The sequence below is a fragment of the Micromonospora mirobrigensis genome (genome assembly GCF_900091555.1).
GTDB classification, from domain to species: domain Bacteria; phylum Actinomycetota; class Actinomycetes; order Mycobacteriales; family Micromonosporaceae; genus Micromonospora; species Micromonospora mirobrigensis.
The window spans coordinates 931,870-949,333 of the sequence record NZ_FMCX01000001.1 but is presented as its reverse complement, the minus strand read 5'-3'; the positions used below and the strand labels follow the sequence as shown (position 1 = coordinate 949,333).

General features: G+C 73.7%; 16 protein-coding genes. 10 read left to right on the top strand and 6 right to left on the bottom strand.

The window, feature by feature from the left end; all coding sequences use genetic code 11:
* The first annotated feature begins 37 nt into the window (after window positions 1–37).
* The 5 genes from leuC (at window position 38) to GA0070564_RS04500 (ending at window position 5,118) form a co-directional block, all read left to right on the top strand.
* Window positions 38–1,444 (top strand): 3-isopropylmalate dehydratase large subunit, encoded by a 1,407-nt coding sequence (gene leuC, locus GA0070564_RS04520; protein ID WP_091602838.1) that lies wholly within the window; start codon window positions 38–40, stop codon window positions 1,442–1,444.
* An 18-nt stretch (window positions 1,445–1,462) separates the two neighbouring features.
* Window positions 1,463–2,119 (top strand): 3-isopropylmalate dehydratase small subunit, encoded by a 657-nt coding sequence (gene leuD / locus GA0070564_RS04515; RefSeq protein ID WP_091602835.1) that lies wholly within the window; start codon window positions 1,463–1,465, stop codon window positions 2,117–2,119.
* Window positions 2,120–2,170: 51 nt separating this feature from the next.
* On the top strand, window positions 2,171–2,380 hold the full coding sequence (locus GA0070564_RS04510) for an MbtH family protein (RefSeq protein ID WP_091602833.1): 210 nt from the start codon (window positions 2,171–2,173) through the stop codon (window positions 2,378–2,380).
* A gap of 81 nt (window positions 2,381–2,461) precedes the next feature.
* Window positions 2,462–4,759 (top strand): MMPL family transporter, encoded by a 2,298-nt coding sequence (locus GA0070564_RS04505; protein WP_091602831.1) that lies wholly within the window; start codon window positions 2,462–2,464, stop codon window positions 4,757–4,759.
* Between the two features lie 20 nt (window positions 4,760–4,779).
* Window positions 4,780–5,118, top strand: coding sequence for a hypothetical protein (locus GA0070564_RS04500; RefSeq protein ID WP_091602827.1), 339 nt, complete (start codon window positions 4,780–4,782; stop codon window positions 5,116–5,118).
* A gap of 68 nt (window positions 5,119–5,186) precedes the next feature.
* On the opposite strand, the gene GA0070564_RS04495 is transcribed toward GA0070564_RS04500, so the two are convergent.
* A complete protein-coding gene (locus GA0070564_RS04495) occupies window positions 5,187–5,915 on the bottom strand; it encodes a M23 family metallopeptidase (protein WP_091602824.1) in 729 nt (242 codons plus the stop codon).
* A gap of 429 nt (window positions 5,916–6,344) precedes the next feature.
* Between GA0070564_RS04495 and GA0070564_RS04490 the strand changes: the two genes are divergently transcribed.
* On the top strand, window positions 6,345–7,022 hold the full coding sequence (locus GA0070564_RS04490; protein ID WP_176730540.1) for a response regulator transcription factor: 678 nt from the start codon (window positions 6,345–6,347) through the stop codon (window positions 7,020–7,022).
* A gap of 408 nt (window positions 7,023–7,430) precedes the next feature.
* On the opposite strand, the gene GA0070564_RS04485 is transcribed toward GA0070564_RS04490, so the two are convergent.
* Both GA0070564_RS04485 and GA0070564_RS04480 read right to left on the bottom strand, forming a co-directional pair.
* Window positions 7,431–8,234 (bottom strand): SigB/SigF/SigG family RNA polymerase sigma factor, encoded by an 804-nt coding sequence (locus tag GA0070564_RS04485; protein WP_091604555.1) that lies wholly within the window; start codon window positions 8,232–8,234, stop codon window positions 7,431–7,433.
* 259 nt (window positions 8,235–8,493) lie between these two features.
* Entirely contained in the window at window positions 8,494–8,691 is a 198-nt protein-coding gene (locus GA0070564_RS04480) for a hypothetical protein (RefSeq protein WP_091602818.1), read from the bottom strand.
* 226 nt (window positions 8,692–8,917) lie between these two features.
* Between GA0070564_RS04480 and GA0070564_RS04475 the strand changes: the two genes are divergently transcribed.
* Window positions 8,918–9,763: a DUF6671 family protein gene (locus GA0070564_RS04475; RefSeq protein ID WP_091602815.1), complete on the top strand. Its 846-nt coding sequence runs from the start codon at window positions 8,918–8,920 to the stop codon at window positions 9,761–9,763.
* Between the two features lie 12 nt (window positions 9,764–9,775).
* Here GA0070564_RS04475 and GA0070564_RS04470 read toward each other — a convergent pair whose 3' ends face one another.
* A complete protein-coding gene (locus GA0070564_RS04470) occupies window positions 9,776–10,309 on the bottom strand; it encodes a carbonic anhydrase (RefSeq protein WP_091602812.1) in 534 nt (177 codons plus the stop codon).
* A 95-nt stretch (window positions 10,310–10,404) separates the two neighbouring features.
* Here GA0070564_RS04470 and GA0070564_RS04465 point away from each other — a divergent pair, with 95 nt between their 5' ends.
* Window positions 10,405–14,619 carry a putative inorganic carbon transporter subunit DabA gene (locus GA0070564_RS04465; RefSeq protein ID WP_091602809.1) on the top strand — a complete coding sequence of 1,405 codons (4,215 nt, stop codon included), beginning with the start codon at window positions 10,405–10,407 and terminating at the stop codon, window positions 14,617–14,619.
* A complete protein-coding gene (locus GA0070564_RS04460) occupies window positions 14,616–14,954 on the top strand; it encodes a DUF190 domain-containing protein (protein WP_091602806.1) in 339 nt (112 codons plus the stop codon). The genes GA0070564_RS04465 and GA0070564_RS04460 overlap by 4 nt, the downstream gene beginning before the upstream one ends.
* 45 nt (window positions 14,955–14,999) lie before the next feature.
* On the opposite strand, the gene GA0070564_RS04455 is transcribed toward GA0070564_RS04460, so the two are convergent.
* Window positions 15,000–15,551, bottom strand: a complete 552-nt coding sequence (locus tag GA0070564_RS04455) for a hypothetical protein (protein ID WP_091602803.1) — start codon at window positions 15,549–15,551, stop codon at window positions 15,000–15,002.
* 156 nt (window positions 15,552–15,707) lie between these two features.
* Between GA0070564_RS04455 and GA0070564_RS04450 the strand changes: the two genes are divergently transcribed.
* Window positions 15,708–16,262, top strand: coding sequence for a hypothetical protein (locus GA0070564_RS04450; RefSeq protein WP_091602800.1), 555 nt, complete (start codon window positions 15,708–15,710; stop codon window positions 16,260–16,262).
* A gap of 51 nt (window positions 16,263–16,313) precedes the next feature.
* On the opposite strand, the gene GA0070564_RS04445 is transcribed toward GA0070564_RS04450, so the two are convergent.
* Complete coding sequence (locus tag GA0070564_RS04445) at window positions 16,314–17,453, bottom strand: PucR family transcriptional regulator (RefSeq protein WP_091602797.1); 1,140 nt, start codon at window positions 17,451–17,453, stop codon at window positions 16,314–16,316.
* Window positions 17,454–17,464: the final 11 nt, after the last annotated feature.

Here is a 17,464-nt window from a genome sequence, read left to right as displayed (position 1 = left end):
GGAATGCCCCTGCCGTCCCCCCGATTGGAGAGGCGCCATGAGTCCACGCACCATGTTCGACAAGATCTGGGACGCGCACGTGGTCCGCGACGAGCCGGGCGAGGTTCCGGTGATCTACATCGACCGGCATCTCACCCACGAGGCGACGTCACCGCAGGCCTTCGCCGGTCTGCGGGCCCGGGAGCTGCCGGTGCACCGCACCGACGCCACGATCGCCGTGCTCGACCACAACGTGCCCACCACGCCCGGCCGGCGGATGCTCGACGTGGTCGACGCCGCCAGCGTGACCTGCATCGAGACGATGGAGGACAACGCCCGCGACTTCGGCGTGACGCTGTTCGACATGACCGACCAGTTCCAGGGCATCGTCCACGTCATCGGCCCGGAGCTGGGTCTCTCGCTGCCCGGCATGACGGTGGTCTGCGGTGACTCGCACACCTCCACGCACGGCGCGCTGGGCATCTTCGCCATCGGCATCGGCACCAGCGAGGTGGAGCACGTGCTGGCCACCCAGTGCCTGCTCCAGCAGAAGCCGAAGACGATGAACGTCCGGATCGAGGGGACCCTGGCGCCGGGCGTCACCGCCAAGGACGTCGCGCTGGCGGTGATCCGAAAGTTCGGCACCAACGTCGGCTCGCACCACGTCATCGAGTTCAGCGGCTCCGCCGTCCGGTCCCTGACGGTCGAGGGTCGGATGACGCTGTGCAACATGGCCATCGAGGCCGGGGCCCGCGCCGGCATGGTCGCCCCCGACGAGGTGACCATCGAGTACGTCAGGGGCCGCAGGTACGCCCCGCAGGGCGAGCTGTTCGAGCTGGCCGCGGCGCAGTGGCGGGAACTGGCCAGCGACCCGGGCGCGCACTTCGACGCGGTCCTGGACATCACCGTCGACGACCTCGTCCCGCAGATCACCTGGGGCACCGACCCGGGCATGGTGGCCGACATCAACGGGGTGGTGCCCGACCCGGCCGCGCAGAGCGACGACGTCACCCGGGACGCCTACCAGCGGGCGCTGGACTACATGGGTCTCACCCCCGGTCAGAAGATCGAGGACATCGAGGTGCAGACCGTCTTCATCGGCTCCTGCACCAACTCCCGGGTGGAGGACCTGCGGGAGGCCGCCGCGGTCGCCTCCGGCCGACAGGTCGCGCCGAACGTGCGGGCCATCGTCGTACCGGGCTCGATGTCGGTGAGCCGGCAGGCCGAGGCGGAGGGACTGGCCGAGGTGTTCCGGACGGCCGGCTTCGAGTGGCGCGAGGCGGGTTGCAGCATGTGCATCGCCATGAACGGCGACCGGCTCGCCCCGGGGGAGCGGTGCGCCTCGACGAGCAACCGCAACTTCGAGGGCCGGCAGGGGCGCGGTGGGCGTACCCACCTGGTCAGCCCGGCCATGGCCGCCGGCGCCGCGATCGCGGGCCACTTCGTCGACGTCCGCAACCTCTGAGGAAGGTGACCGCTCCCCATGGAGAAGTTCGTAACGCACACCGGCGTCGCCGCACCGCTGCCCCGCTCCAACGTCAACACCGATGACATCGTCCCGGCGCGGTTCCTGAAGACCATCCGGCGGACCGGCTTCGCCGACGCCCTCTTCGCCAACTGGCGCTACCTGGGCGACGGCCAGGGTCCGAACCCGGAGTTCGAGCTGAACCAGCCGGCATACGCCGGTGCGACGATCCTGGTCGCCGGCCCGAACTTCGGCTGCGGCTCCTCCCGGGAGCACGCGCCCTGGTCGCTGCGCGAGTTCGGCTTCCGCTGCATCATCGCGCCCAGCTTCGCCGACATCTTCTACAACAACTGCTTCAACAGCAGCATCCTGCCGGTCGTGCTGGAGCCGTCCATCGTGGACGACATCCTGGCCACCGTCAGCGCCCAGGAGCAGTGCCGGCTGCACGTCGACCTGCCGGCCCAGACGATCACCCTGCCGGACGGTCGGGCGTTCCGCTTCGAGGTGGACGCCTTCAAGAAGGAGGCCCTGCTCCAGGGCCTGGACAGCATCGACTGGACGCTGTCGCACCGCGCCGAGATCCAGGCGTACGAGCAGCGGCGCCGCCAGGAGGCGCCCTGGCTCTTCGCCGACGAGGGCGCGGACCGCCGCGGCGCCGCCGTACCCACCGCCTGACGCCGTACCGGCGGCCGACAACCCGAGACGCACGAGACAGGAGCGATTCCGATGGACGACGCGAGCGTGAAGGTCCTCGTCAACCACGAGGAGCAGTACTCCCTGTGGCCGGACTTCCTGGCCGTACCGGCCGGATGGAAGGAGACCGGGGTGTCCGGCAGCAAGGAGGAGTGCCTCTCCTACGTCAGGGAGGTCTGGACCGACATGCGCCCGTTGAGCCTGCGCCGGCAGATGGAGGAGTCCGCCGCTGCGGGGGCGTAGGGCCGCCGAAGTGGAGGGGAAACCCTGAGGCGCCCGGCGGACGAAGGCCCGCCGGGCGCACGAGACAGGAGAGAGAAGACGTTGTTCCTGAAGGCTAGCCGCGCCATCATCGCCGGCCGCTGGCTGTCGGTCGTGTTCTGGATCATCCTTGCCGCGGTCCTCGTGCAGGTCGCTCCCAACCTCCAGGAGGAAGCGAACACCAGCCAGCAGGAATCCCGGTCCCGGTCGAGCCTGGAGGCGTTCAAGGCCAGCGAGCTGATCGCCGAGAAGTTCCCGGACGTGCAGGAGGTGATGAACAACCAGGTCACCGTGACGCTGTTCCGGGACAGCGGCCTGACCACCGCGGACCAGGAGTACGGAAAGGCGCTGGAGCAGTTCCTCAGCACCCGGCGGGACGACATCCGGCTGGAGTCGACGGTCTCCCCGTTCTCGGATCCGCAGAACGGTCGGGCGCTGCTCAGCACGGACGGGAAGGCGGCGCTGGTCGAGTTGAACCTCGACATGACGTACGCCACCGACGACAACAACGAGTGGCTGAACCAGACCAAGGAGGTCATCCCGCGGATCCGGAACCACCTCTCCGCGGACACGGCCGAGCGGGACGGCGCCCCGGCCGCCCCGGCGGGACTCGACGTGCACCTCACCGGCGGCAACGCCATCTGGGGTGACGTGATCACCCTCCAGGAGGAGAGCCTCAACCGGACGCTGGTGATGACCCTGGTCTTCATCCTGGTGGTCCTGCTGGTCATCTACCGGTCACCGGTCGCCGCGATCTTCCCGCTGATCTCCGTGGTGCTCGCCCTGACCATCTCGCAGGGGGTGCTCGGCATCGCCGCGGACGCGGGGCTGCCGGTCTCACCCAACGCGCTGGTCTTCCTGATCATCGTGCTCTTCGGGCTCGGCACCGACCACTCGCTGCTGATGTTCTCCCGCTTCCGGGACAACCTGCTCGACGGCCGGGACAAGCTGGACGCGCTGCGCAGCGCCGTCACCAACGGCGGTGAGGCGATCTTCTCCAGCGCCTGCGCGGTGATCGTGGCCTTCGGGGCGATGTTCTTCGCGACCGACGCCAACTTCAAGGGCATCGGCCCGCCGCTGGCCATCGCGGTGGCCATCGAGTTCCTGGTGATCATGACGCTGATCCCGGCCGCGATGGCGATCCTCGGGGAGAAGGTGTTCTGGCCGTTCCAGCCGGCGAAGGTGCGCGCGAAGCGGCTGCGGCAGGGCGCCGACGGCCGGGCCGCGAGGGTGGGGATCTGGGAGCGGATCGCCGGCGCGGTCACCAGCCGACCCAACCGGTTCATCGCGATCACCCTGATCGCGCTGATCCCGTTCATCGGCCTGCTGGCGGGCTTCCGGTTCGACAACAACGAGCTGCGGGCGCTGCTGCCCACCTCGACCGACTCGTACCAGGGCCTCACCGTGCAGCGGGAGCACTACGGCGAGGCGGCCGGCGCGGAGAACGCGGTGTCGATCATCATCGAGTCCGAGCGGCCCGGCTGGGACGACGCCAGGCTCGCCACCCTGCGGAAGGTGGGCGGCGACCTCGACGCGCTGCCCGGGGTGAGCTCGGTGACCACGCCCGACCGGTCGACCGGCCCCGGCTTCTCCGCCGACGGGACCAGCGTCAGCCTCAGCGCCATGCTGGCCGACGACCCGTACTCGCAGCGGGCGATGGACACGGTGACCGAGATGCGGGAGACCCTGCGGCAGTCGCTGCGCGGCACGGACCTGGCGGGCTCGACGGCGTACGTCGGCGGCGTCACCGCGGAGGTGCGGGACAACCTGGCGACCCAGAAGCGTGACTTCCTGCTCATCGCCACCGTCGTGCTGATCGGCATCCTGCTCATCCTGGCGCTGCTGCTGCGCAGCCTGGTGGCGCCGCTCTACATGGCGGCGACGATCGTGGTGGCGTACGCGGCGACGATGGGCCTGACCGTGGCGACCTTCCAGTACGGCTTCGGCTACTCGGGGCTCTGGATCGACGCCCCGGTGGCAGCGTTCGTCATCCTGGTTGCGCTCGGCATCGACTACAGCATCTTCCTGATGACCCGGGTCAAGGAGGAGTACCGCAACGGCCGGCAGCCGACCCGGGAGGCGGTCCGCAAGGCCCTCGCCAGCACCGGCTCGGTGATCACGTCGTGCGGCATCATCCTGGCCGGCACGTTCACGCCGCTGCTCTTCTCCGGCATCAAGTCGTACGTCGAGATGGGCTTCGCCATCGTCGTCGGCCTGCTGCTGGACACCTTCGTGATCCGGACCCTGCTGGTGCCGGCCATCGCGGTGAAGGTCGGCGAGCGCAACTGGTGGCCGCGCAGGCCGCAGCCGGTCGCCGACGAGGTGACCACCGCGTCCGACGAAGTCGTCCCCGTCCCGTAGCTGATCTGGAGGAACATCCCATGAACGATCTCGTGCAGCGGCTCTCCGCCGAGGACCGGCCCGTCGTCGTCGGCGGCCCCGACCCGTCCCTGTCCGAGCTGCACCGACGGCTCACCGACATCGGGTACGTCTTCGTCAGGTTCCCGGACACCCGGGGCGGCACCGACCTGGGCGTCCGGGTGGACGAGGCGGCCACCGACCTCGGCCGGGCCGACTTCGCCGCCGGCACCGGCACCGTGCACGTCGAGGGGACGCTCACCCTGGACTTCGTGCCGGTCCGCTGTGTCGCCGACATCGACCTGGCCTCGCTGAGCGGGACCGGCCGACTGGTCGCCCGCGAGGAGGTGTCGGCCGGCTAGTGCCCCACCGGTCCCGCCCCGGTGCCGCCCGTCGATTCGGGTGGCGCCGGGGCGGCTCCGCGTCCGGGTCAGGGGGCGGCGTCGCCGGCGCCGACCGGCAGCGGCTCGACGACGGCCTCCTCGGCCGGGATGCCGGCCTGCCTGACCTGCGGCTCGCGGGCGCCCCGTGGCCATTCCCGGTAGCTGCGGAACGCCATCGGCAGGCCCTGCGCCACGGAGAGGTCGCGGCTGTCCATCACCTGGATGTGCACGTGCGGCTGGGTGGAGTTGCCGGAGTTGCCGCACTCCGCGATCGGCTGGCCGGTGGTGACCCGGTCGCCGACCGCCACCCGCATCGAGCCGGCCCGCAGGTGGGCGAGGGCGACGAACGTGGCGCCGCCGGGCAGCTCGATGACGATGTGGTTGCCGGCGACGGCGCCGACCCCCTGCCGGAGCCGCCCGGCCTGGCCGAGCACGTACGGCACCAGGGCGAGCTGCGACCGTCGTCCCTCGTGGTCGACCTCGCCGTCGTGCACGTCCACCACGACCCCGTCGGCCGGCGCCAGCAGGGACCGGCCGAAGGCGATGAAGCGCTCGGGGGGCTCGGTGGCCAGGAAGGTCCGCCAGTCCCGGCGGTCGGCGGTCCGCCGCCGGTCGTCCACGCCGATGAAGTCGATGGCGTAGCGCTCGCCCAGCAGGTCGACACCGTGGCTGGGAACCCGCCGGGCCGGACTGTTCCGGGCCAGCCACCGGCCGGTGAAGGGCAGTGCGAGGAGGGTTTCCGGGGCGGTCGAACTCCGCAACGGTTTCTCGGCCATCGATGCAGTATAGGTGGGAACGAGGGGCCGGCCCGCTTCGTGCGGGGCCTGCGGGCCTGCCCGGGTGCCCTGGTCCACCCGTGGGGAGGCGGCCGAGGAACGGATCATGAATACTTTTCCTGAACCTCTCCGGCGGTAGTACGCGGACCTCGGTATGCGATTCCCGTCAACACCGGCATGAGGCTTCGAAACGGACGCAATTCGCGAGTCGCGAGATGTGCTGCCATGTACTGACGTCGCTGGCTGACCGCTCGGGATCGGCCGAGCGCGAACGCAGCGAGGCTGTGCTGGACCTTTCCTGCACGGGAGCGATGCAGGACGAATTTTTTTTGCATGGGATTTGGTCCCATGTGGATTCCTGTCGTACTCTGTCACGGGCAAGACACACTTCGTACTTCACGTGGCTGCGACTGGGGAGAGCTGATCGACGTGGAGCGATACGACAACCCCTTCGACCAGCATCGACCCGGCTATGACGTGCTCGTGTTCGCTGATAACGAGTTGGCGCGGCGTGGCCTCAGCGACATGTTAACTTCACTTGCAACAGTGAAGGAAGTAAATAGTTTCGAGATTCCGCACTCCGCAAGTGTCTACTGCGGACGGTCTTTCGACCTGTTGGTCATCGCCTCCGACGACCTCGCCTCCAAGGGGCTGAACCAGCTCGCCCAGGCGGCGCTCAGCGAGGACACCAAGGTCCTGCTCCTGATGGGGCGCAGCTCGGAGAACCTCGACGCCGTGACCCGGTTCCCGTGTAACGGCTACCTGATCCAGGACGACGTCACCGAGGAAACGCTGGCGCAGGCGATCAACCGGATCGTCCTCGGCGAGGTGCCGATGCCCGCCGTGCTGGCCAACCGGTTGCTGGAGCGGGCCCGGGGGGTCACCACGCAGGAGCGTCCACACTGCCCGAAGCTGACCCCGCGGGAGCGCGAGACGCTGGTCCTGCTCGCCGAAGGGCTCAGCAACAAGCAGATCGCCCGCCGGATGCTGATCAGCCAGCACGGGGTCAAGCGCCTGGTGGCCAACGTGCTGTCCAAGCTGAACTGCTCGAACCGTACGCTCGCCGCGGCGGTGGCCATCAAGCACGGCCTGCTCGAGGAGATCTGACCCCTCGCCCACCCGGGCGCCGTACGCCGAGGTGGCCGGCGTTGCCGAGCGCCGCCGACCAGGGCGATCGTGTCACCCCGACCGACGGCGCGCCCGGACCGGTTCGGCCGGATCGCCCGGGCCGGCGAGCCGGTGGGCCGCCCTGCCCGGGCGGCGTCGCGCGGTTCCATCCGGTGCGGGGATCGCCGCCGTCCCCGCTCCGAGGCATCGATCGTCGCGCGGTCGACCGGCCGGATCAACCGGACCAATCGGGGCGCTCCGATCGGGTCGCCCCATTCGGGTACGGGTCACCGCACGCCACCGCCCGGTCGCGAAGGCGACCGGGCGGCGGGACGGTACGGGGATGTCCTGGCTGCTGCGCTCTGCGGGCCCGGCCACGGCGAACCCGTGGCCGGCCGGCGGCCGGGCTCAGGCGTAGTCGTCGGCGAGGTGGCCGCGCAGGGTGGCCAGCGCCCGGGTGATCAGCCGGGAGACGTGCATCTGGGAGACGCCGATCCGCTCGGCGATCTGGGCCTGGGTGAGGTTGCCGTGGAACCGCAGGCTGAGGATCTTCCGTTCGCGCTCCGGCAGGGCGGCGAGCGCCGGGCCGAGGGCGATCCGCGTCTCGGCGAGGGCCAGCTCGTGGTCCTCGGCGCCGAGGGTGTCGCCGAGCTCCATGCTGCCGTCGGCGCCGGTCGGGGTGGAGAGCGAGGTCGCCCGGTACGCGCGGGCCCCCTCCAGTCCCTCCAGGACGGTCTCCTCGGTCAGGTCGAGGTGGGCCGCGATGTCGGCCACCGTGGGCGCACGGCCCAGGCTGTGGGTCAGGGTGCCGTTCGCCTCGGTGATGGTCAGGCGCAGCTCCTGCAACCGGCGCGGCACCCGCACCGCCCAGGTGCGGTCGCGGAAGTACCGCTTGATCTCACCGATCACGGTCGGGATGGCGTACCCGGTGAAGTCGATGCCCCGGTCGGGGTCGAAGTGGTCGACGGCCTTGATCAGCCCGACCGCCGCGGTCTGGACCAGGTCGTCGTCGGCCGCGCCGCGCCCGGAGTAGCGGCGGGCCAGGTGCCGGGCGAGCGGCAGCCAGGCCTCGATGGTGCGGTCCCGCAGGGCGGCGCGGTGCGGGGCGTCGGCCGGGGTGGCGGCCAGTTCGGCCAGCAGGTCGTCGGCGGCGGTCGGGGCGGTACGTCGTGCCGGGCGGGCGTCGGTCGTGGGTGCATGGGTGGTGACCATGGGATGGTCCTTCCCGATGGGCCCGTCGAGCAGTTCGACCGGAAGGATCTCCGAATCCGGCTCACCACCGGAGCGCACGTGCGGGCGGGCGCGCTGTCGCAGGTCCACGGCCCGGGCTTGGTCACCGGGCCATGTCGTTGTTCTGACCCCACGAACGCTACGCCGAAGGTCCACCGAAAGCCAACCGAAAGTATGAACCGATGCAGCCGGGGTGGGCTGATGGGTGATGGGTCACGCTCCGCGCGGCGGCGGATCCTCCTCACCGACGGGGGCTGCCACCGAGGGTCGTGGGGCTGTTGCCCGTCGCGGTCGGGCCGGCCGGGTGCACGGCGAACGGGTCGCGGAGTCGCCGCATCCCCTCCGCGCTGCGGTCGAAGGCGATCTCGGGGCCGTCGGGCCCGTCGACGGTCGGCGTCGCGAGGAACAGTGCCGGTCGGACGATGCCGGGTGCGGTCATGCGGAATCCTGTCTCTGGTTCTGGCGTACGCGGGACCGCGGGGCGGTCCCTGCCGTGCCGGGAGGTCGCCGCTCCGATGTCGGCGACCGAGTGCGGCGCCGACGGCGGGCGAACGGCCCGGCGGCACCTATGACCGAACCATACCCGCCATCGCGTCCCGTCATGCGTCCGCGCGACAGCCGATGGTGTTCCCGCGCCCGGATCGCCGCCGGCCTACGCTTCGAGCGTGTACCGGGGTGTGGTCGGCAGCCTCGCCACCAGGCACGGCAAGCGGGTGGCGATCGGGCCTCCGCTGCGCCGCCGGCTGGGGCTGCGGCTGCGCGTCGCGGACGTGGACACCGACGTCCTGGGCACCTTCACCGGGGAGGTTCCCCGCCCGGGACCGGCCGACGAGGTGGTGGTGACCAAGGCGCGGCTCGGGATGGCGGAGACCGGCTGCCCGGTCGGCGTGGCCAGCGAGGGCAGTTTCGGCCCGCACCCCGCCCTGCCCTGGTGCACCCTCCAGGTCGAGCACGTCGTCCTGGTCGACGACCGGATCGGTCTGGTGCTGGTCGAGCGGGCCACCAGCACCGCCAGCAACCACGGCGAGCTGGTCACCGACGGCGTCGACCGGGACGCGCTGCTCCGCTTCGCCCGCGAGGTCGGGCTGCCCGGGCACGCGGTGACGGTCCGCCCGGCGGTCCCGCCCGCCGGTGCCGCGTACCCGGTGGTGAAGGGCATCGTCCGGGTGCCGGCGCTGCTGGCGGCGGTGGCCGGGGCGGTCGGGGCCAGCGCGGACGGGCGGGCCCGGGTGGCGGCCGACCTGCGGGCCCACCACAACCCGCGCCGGATGGCGGTGATCGCGCAGGCCGCCGCCCGGCTGGCCGGCCGGCTGGCCACCCCGTGCCCGGCCTGCGGCACCCCCGGGTTCGGGGTGGTCGGGACCGAGCCGGGGTTGCCGTGCGCCGACTGCCGCACCCCGACCGAGCTCCCCGCCGGTCGGATCCTCGGCTGCGCGCGCTGCCCCCACCGGTCGACCCGGTCGGCGGAGGCGCCGGCGGACCCCCGGTGGTGTCCGCGCTGCAACCCCTGACCCGACCGCCGGTCAGCTGATCCCCGCGACCCGCCGGCCCGGCGGGCGGGACCGGGCCGGCCGGCGTACGGGCGGCGGCTCGACCCGCCGGACCGACCTGACCAGCTGACGGGTGTCGTCCCAGGTCATGCCGTGGATCGCGGACCGGCCGGAGCGGACGGCCTCGTCGAGCAGCGGGGAGCGGTGGCGCAGGGCGGCGACCACCGTGCGGATCCGGCCGTCGCCGCTGCCGGGGGTCAGTCGGCAGCACCGGTGACCGAGGACCACCACCAGCGGCAGGCGCAGCTGCGCGACCGCGTACTCCAGGCTGCCGAGCACGGCCGGGCCGATGCTCAGGCCGGCCGTCCGCACGGTGAACAGCTCGCTGCCGCCGAAGAGGACCCCGGGCTCGGGCTGCGGTTCGGCGCAGCCGAGGACCGCCGCGAGCGGTCCCGCCCCGGCTGCCGGCGCCGGGGGCTCACCGGAACGGAAGCGGGCGTGGCCCGCGCGCAGGGCGGCGAGGGCGGCGCCGGGATCGGGACGGTGCGCGTGGTCGGGGACGTTCATCGCCGCTCCTGGGTCTTCGTCCGATCTGTTGTGCGCCTCACGATACAGGAATTATAAATCGTGTTCTACAGTGCGTGTATCAGAGGGAGGTGGCGATGTCCGTCGCACTGGCCACAGGAGTTCTTCTCGCGACCGCGTCCGCAGCGGTCTGCGCACTTGTCGCACCGGATCCGCGGCGGGCCGCCCGCGCGACCGGGCTGCTGCTCGCCCTGGCCGCGGTCGGGGCCGCCGGACTGCTGGCCGGCGTCGCCGCCGGCGGCGACGTGGCCGGGGTGGCGGCCCGCCCGGAGGTCGCCGGGGTGCCGTTCGGCATCGGGGTACGGGTCGACCGCTTCGACGCGCTCTTCATGCTGCTGGTCAGCGGGATCGCCGCCGTGGTCGCCGGTTACGCCCGGCGCTACCTCGACGGCGAGCCGGGGATGGCCGGCTTCCAGGCCCGGGTCGCCGGCGCCGCGGCGGCCACCCTGGTGATGGCCACCGCGCCCAGCCTGGTGCAGTTCGCCGTCGGCTGGATCGTCGCCGGCCGGCTGCTGGTCGGGCTGATCGGCTACCACCGCGACCAGCAGCGCGTCCGGGCCGCCGTCCGCCGGATCGGGCGCCTGTTCCTCCTCGGCGACCTGGCCCTGCTGGCCGGCTTCGCCCTGCTGGCCACCGCCGCCGGCAGCGCCGACCTGGCCGACGTGCGCGCCGCCGCCGGCGACGCCCCGGGCTGGCTGCTCGCCACCGCCGGCGGGTCGCTGCTGGTGGCCGGCATGGTGCGTTCCGCCCAGGTGCCGGTGCACGGCTGGCTGCCGAGCACCCTGGACGCGCCCACCCCGGTCTCGGCCTTCCTGCACGCCGGGATGGTCAACGTGGCCGGCTTCCTGATGATCACGTTCGCCCCGGTCGTCGTGGCCGCGCCGGGGGTGCTCACCGCGACCCTCCTGGTGGGGCTGGTCACCGCCGCCGCCGGCACCCTGTTCGCCGCCGTACGCACCGACGTCAAGGGCGCCCTGGCCCGCTCCACCGTGGCGCAGATGGGCTTCATGCTCGCCCAGTGCGGGCTGGGCGCCTTCGGGCTGGCCGCGGTGCACCTGGTCGGGCACGGCGTCTACAAGGCGTACGCGTTCCTCTCCGCCGGTGGCACCGTGCAGACCCGGTCGCAGGCGGCCGAGGCGCCCCAGCCGGTGGGGCCCGCCCCGCGCCGCCGGCTCGTCGTGGCGACCGCCGTCCTGCTCGGTGTCCTCGGGCTCGCCGAGGCGCTGCTCGGCGCCACCGCCACCGGGCTGCTCACCGCGGCCCTGGCGGGGGCCGCCGGGTTCGCCGCCCTGCGGGCCGCCCTCGCCGACCGCCGGCTGCCGGCCGGGGCGGCGGCGGCCGTCACCGGGGCGGTGGCCGCCCTCGCCGGTGGCTACCTGGTCGCCGGTCACCTCGCCACCGACTGGCTGGCCCTGCCCTCGTCCGGGACGCCGCTCGCGGTGGCCGGTGCGGCGGCGGTGCTGGCCGCCCTCACCGTGCTCCGCCTGGTCGTGACCCGCCGCCGCGCGGCCGGCCTGTGGTGGTGGGCGTGGCGCGACGGCCGGCTGCCGGCCCGTCGTACGGCGGCGCCGACCCGGGCGCCCGACGCGCCGGGCGGACCGGGGCTGACCGAGGCCGGCCCGGCCGACGCCGCCCGCGCCGCCGCCGCGGTGACCGCCGCCGCCGACCACGTCGCGGCGACCTGGCCGCTGGACAGCTTCGTGGCGGTCAACCCGCTGGCCGGCCTGGAGCGCACGCCGTTCCGGCAGGCCACCACCCGGCTGCGCGAGCTGGGCGGGGTACGCACCCACCTGCCCGCCGCGCGGTGGCGGCAGCGGCTGCGCGACGGTGAGATCGACGAGGCGGACCTGACGGCGGCCCTGGCCGGCCTGCCGGCGGCGACCGGCCCGGTCCCGCTCGGCGGCCGGCTGCTCGACGGCACCCAGCTGCGGATGCTGGTGCTGCGCCACCCGGTGCCGGACGGGCCGCCGCCGGCGTCCGACCTGCTCGACGCGGTACGCCGCCGCCTCGCCGCCCGACCCGCCGGCACTCCCGCCACCCCCGACCTGGTGGGCGAGCGCACCCTCGCCGAGCTGCTCGACGACGCCCTGGGCACCCGGATCGGCGCCCGCGTCGACGACCTGCTGGCCGGCTGGTGCGCCGCGCACTGCGGTCGCCCGGCCGCGTCCTGGCCGGTGCCCGGCGACGGGACGCAGGGTTGCTGGTCGCGGTGGCGGGAGGTCGCCGCCGCCGACCCGGCCGGCGGCACCGGCCTGGCCGAGCTCGTCGACGCCCTCCCCGCCGCACCGGAGCGGGCCCTGGCCGTTCTGCTGCGCACCCTCGGCGTGCCGCGGGACCGGTGGGCGGCATACCTGTCCCGCTCGCTGCTGCGGCTGCCCGGCTGGGCCGGCTACGCCCGCTGGTCCCAGGGGCACCCGGGGCAGCGGCCGGCGCTGACCGTCACCGACCTGCTCGCCGTGCGCCTCGCCTACGAGCTGGCGCTGGGCGCCGACCTCGCCCGCCGGCGCCTCGGGATCGGCCCCGCCGTCGACCTGGTCGCCGCGGCGACGCGTACCCCGGTGGCGGTGGCGCCGGCCGGTCCGGACGCCGCCGCGCTGGCCCGGCTGGCGGCGCTGCTCGACCTGGACGCCGCCGCCGTGGCCGCCCTCCCCGAGGAGGCCCTGTCGGCGCTGTACGACACGGTGGCCGAGCTGTCGCCGCAGCGGCAGGCGGAGGTGTGGCTGGCCGCCGCCGAACACGCCTACCGGCGGCGGCTGCGGCACCGCCTCGACCAGGCCCCGCCCGCCCGACGCTCGCCGGGCGCGCCGCTGGCCCAGGCGGTGTTCTGCATCGACGTGCGCAGCGAGGGGCTGCGCCGGCACCTGGAGGCGGCCGGGCCGGTACGAACCTTCGGCTTCGCCGGCTTCTTCGGCCTGCCGGTCCGCACCCAGGCCGACGGCGCCCGCCGCGGCCGGGACCGCTGCCCGGTGCTGATGGCGCCGGTCGCCACGGTCGGCGAACCGCCGGCCGCCACCGAACCCCGCCGGGCACGGCAGGCCTGGCGGCGGGCGTTCGCCGGAGCCAAGGCCAGCCCGGCCGGCGCGTTCGCCTTCGTCGAGGTGGCCGGGGTGCTCGCCACGGCCACCCTGCTGCTGCGGCTGGCGGCGCCCCGCCGGCTCACCCCGACCGTCGACGGCACGGCGGCCACGACCGTCGAGCTGGACGCCGCGCTGACCCTCGACGAGCAGGTCTACTACGCCGAGGCGACGCTGCGCACGATCGGGCTCACCACCGACTTCGCCCCGCTGGTGCTGCTCTGCGGCCACGGCGCGACCAGCAGCAACAACCCGTACGCCGCCGCCCTCGACTGCGGGGCCTGCGGCGGCAACCGGGGCGGGGTCAGCGCCCACCTGGCCGCCGCGATGCTCAACAACCCGCGGGTACGCCAGGCGCTCGCCGCCCGGGGCATCGAGATCCCGGACCACACGCTGGTCCTGGCCGGCGAGCACGACACGGTCACCGACCGGGTACGCCTGCTCGACGTGGCCGCCACCCCGGCCACCCACCGGCCGGTCGTCGAGGCGCTGTCGGCGTACCTCGACGGCGCGAGCGCCGGGCTGCGGGCCGAACGGGCCACCCGGCTGCCGGACCGGCCCACCCCGGGCCGGCTGCCCGCCCGGGCGGCGGACTGGGCCCAGGTGCGGCCGGAGTGGGCGCTCGCCGGCAACGCCGCCTTCGTCGCCGGGCCGCGGGACCGGACCACCGGACTCGACCTCGGCTGCCGCACCTTCCTGCACTCGTACGACTGGTCCACCGACCCGGAGGCCGCCGCGCTGGAGGCGATCATGACCGGGCCGCTGGTGGTGGCCGCCTGGATCAACCTCCAGTACTACTTCTCCAGCGTGGACCCGCACCGGCTCGGTGCCGGCACCAAGACCGTGCACACCGTGCTCGGCGACGGGCTGGGCGTCCTGGCCGGCACCGGCGGGGACCTGCGTACCGGCCTGCCCTGGCAGTCCGTCGGTGTGGGCGGGGACCTGGTCCACGAGCCGCTGCGCCTGCTCGGCGTGCTGCACGCGCCGACCGCCCTGGTCGACGCGGTGCTGCACCGCAACCCCGCCCTGCGCCAGCTGGTCGACGGCGGCTGGATGGCGCTGACCGTCCGCGACCCGCACGGCGACCGCTGGTGGGAACCCGCCCCGGCGGGGGGCTGGCAGGTCGTACCCGCACCCGCTGCGAGCCGTCCCCGGACCGTCGAGTCGGTCCAGGTCCGATCCACGTCCCCCGTCGCAGAGAAGGAGCCGACCGCATGAACGAGCTGGGACTGACCCGCATGGTCAAGGTCGAGGTGGTGACCCGCGCCGACGACGTCGACGCCGTCCGGACGTTGCTGCACGCCTCCGGCGTCAGCGGCTGGACCAGCCTCAGCGGTGTCTCCGGCTTCGGCCACCACGGCACCCACGAGGGCCGGTTGCTCTTCAACGACCGCGCCGGCCTGGTGATGCTCATCGTCGTGCTGCCGTACGACCGGACCGAGGCCGTGGTCACCGGCCTGCGGGACATCCTCGCGCACCGGCCGGGCGTCATGTTCGTCAGCGAGGCGTGGGTCAGCCGGCCCGACTACTTCGGCGCCGGCTCGGCGGACTGAACCCGGTCGCCCGGCCCGGTGGCGGTGGTCCCGCCGCCGGGCCGGTCAGCGCCGGTCGAGTTCGGACTGGAGCCGCTGGATCAGCGTCTTGCGCCCCTTGCCGGCGCGCTCGGCGCGCAGGGCCACCTTCAGCTGGGCGGTGTCCAGGTCGCGGACGTGCCGGGTGGCCTCGGCGACGGGCAGGTCGGTGAGCGACACGGCCGCGGCGGCGTCCCGGCGGGCCCGGCTGGCCGGCCCGGTGTTGGGGACGTACTGCTTGCCGGATTTCGACTCCCGGCGCTTGCGGGCGTCGGTGGCGCGCCGCTGCTCCGGGGTGAGCTCCTGCCACGCCTGCTCGGGGAGGTAACGGTCGGTCTCGCCACCGTGCCGGGCCCGGGTGGTGCCCTTGCGGGTCTGCCACTTCTGCTCGCCCCACTGCCGCAGGGACTGCTGGCGCTCGTCCCGCGGCCCCTGGTAACCGCCACCGCGCTTCTGGTACTCGTTGGTGAGCAGCTGGGACTTGCGGGCCGACCACTGGCCGGGCCGGCCGCCCCGGTCGGACGCCTTGATCTCTTCCTTGAGCTCTTCCCTCAGCTCGGGCTTCGTGTAGCGCGCCATGTCCGGTGGGATACCCGCCGCCGCCGCGCGTACGCACCGGGCGTGCTGTCCGGGTGGGCAGTGGCCCCGGTCCAGCTGTGCCCATCTGCGCACTGCGGTCCGGCGCCGGCGGGGCAGAGACTCGGGGCGTCCCGTTCCCGTCCCGAAAGGGGTGCCATGTCCGTCTCACTCCGTGCCCGCCGGACGATCACCGGCCTCCTGGCCGCCCTGCTCGCCGCGCTGACCATCGCCACCACGGCGTCTCCCGCCGCCGCGGCCGTCACCATCCAGGGCGACCGGATGATCATGAACTACACGGACTTCTGGGGGACCCACGAGGTCGGCTGGTACGACTACAAGCTGAACCTGGACTTCGTCAACAACCGGCCCAGCGTCTACGGCGCGATCCTGGCGATCCAGCCGTACAACGGGTGGAACGCGGTCGGCTACGGCAGCCAGACCCTGGTCCAGTGCACCAACGGCCTGTGGAGCGGCTCGTACTACTTCTCCCGCTGCTACGTGAAGGCCAAGATGGAGAAGCCGGGCAACGTGGTCGGCAGCATCAGCGGCAGCTACAAGGGCGTCACCTTCAGCGGCGGGTACGACTCGGGCAGCGGCCGGTCGTACATGTTCTTCACCGGTGAGGTCACCGTCCGCCGGGACGGCTGGGGTTCCCCGTACACGGTCTGCTACGTGTACGGCAACGCCAGGTGCGTGAACTACCTCGGCTGAGCGTGCCCGGATGCCGGGTCGGACCGTGGGGTCCGGCCCGGCGCCGGTGTGTCAGCCGATGCCCCGGCGCAGCCGTCGGGCGCAGAGCGCGGCGTTGAGGACCAGGGAACCCCGGGCGGTGGTGGGCGAGTGGCCGGTCAGCTCGGAGATCCGGTGCAGGCGCAGTTGCAGGGTCCGCCGGTGCAGGAAGAGCGCCTGCGCCGACCGGGTCCGGTCGAAGTCGTTGGCGAAGAAGGTCTCCAGCGTCTCGATCAGGTCCGGGCGGCCGTCGAGTCCGTCGAGCACGCCGGCCAGCCGTTCGGCGGCGGCGCCGGCACCCACCACGGTGGACTCCAGCAGCACGTCGGTCGACGCGTGCACCCGGGCGTAGGCGCCGGTGGCCACCGCCAGCCGGGCCACCCGACCGGCCTCGGCGCGGGCCCGCGGCACCTCCGCCCGGGTCGCGGCGAAGGCCCGCCCGGCGGTCACCTCGGCGGCGTCGCGGGCCAACGCCGCCACCAGTTCCTGCGCGGCGGCCTCCACGGTCCGCCGTCGTGCCCCGGGGTTCCCGGTGGCCGGGACACCGAACAGGAACACCTGCTCGTCCGCCGTGCCGACGTGCAGCACCCCGTCGGGCAGCGGGCCGTCGGCCGGCCCGCCCCGCACGGCCAGCACCAGGAAGGCGGCGGGCAGCGCGAAGCCGGCGGTGGCGGCGAGCGTGCCGACGTCGGCGCCGGTGAGCAGCCCCTCGGCCACCAGGCGTCGGATCCGTACGGAGCCGAACTGCTGGCGCAGCTCGGCGCAGTAGCCCCGGCTCACCGCCGCCAGGGTGGCGGGCAGGTGCTGGTGCAGCCAGCTGCTGAGACGGAGCAGTTCCTCGGTGCCGTTCTCGTCGATCACCGACCAGAGGGTCTGGAGGCCGACGTTGACGCAGACGCGTACCCCGAGTTCCAGCGCGCCGGCTCCGGCGCCGTACGTCGCCGCCCGGGCGCCCTGCCGGGCGATCAGGTCGAGGTCGGCCGCTGTCCACGGGGCGCCGGCCGCGGCCCGGCGCAGTGCCCGGCGCAGCAGCGCCCGCAGCAGCCGGCGGGAGGCGTCGCGGGACGGCTGCGGTGGGCCGAGGAGTGCCGGGAGGTCACGGGCCAGGACGCGGTCCACCGCGGACGCGACCGGCCCGACGTGTCGGAGCAGGGACGAGTGGGAGCGGCGCATGTCCGACGGGA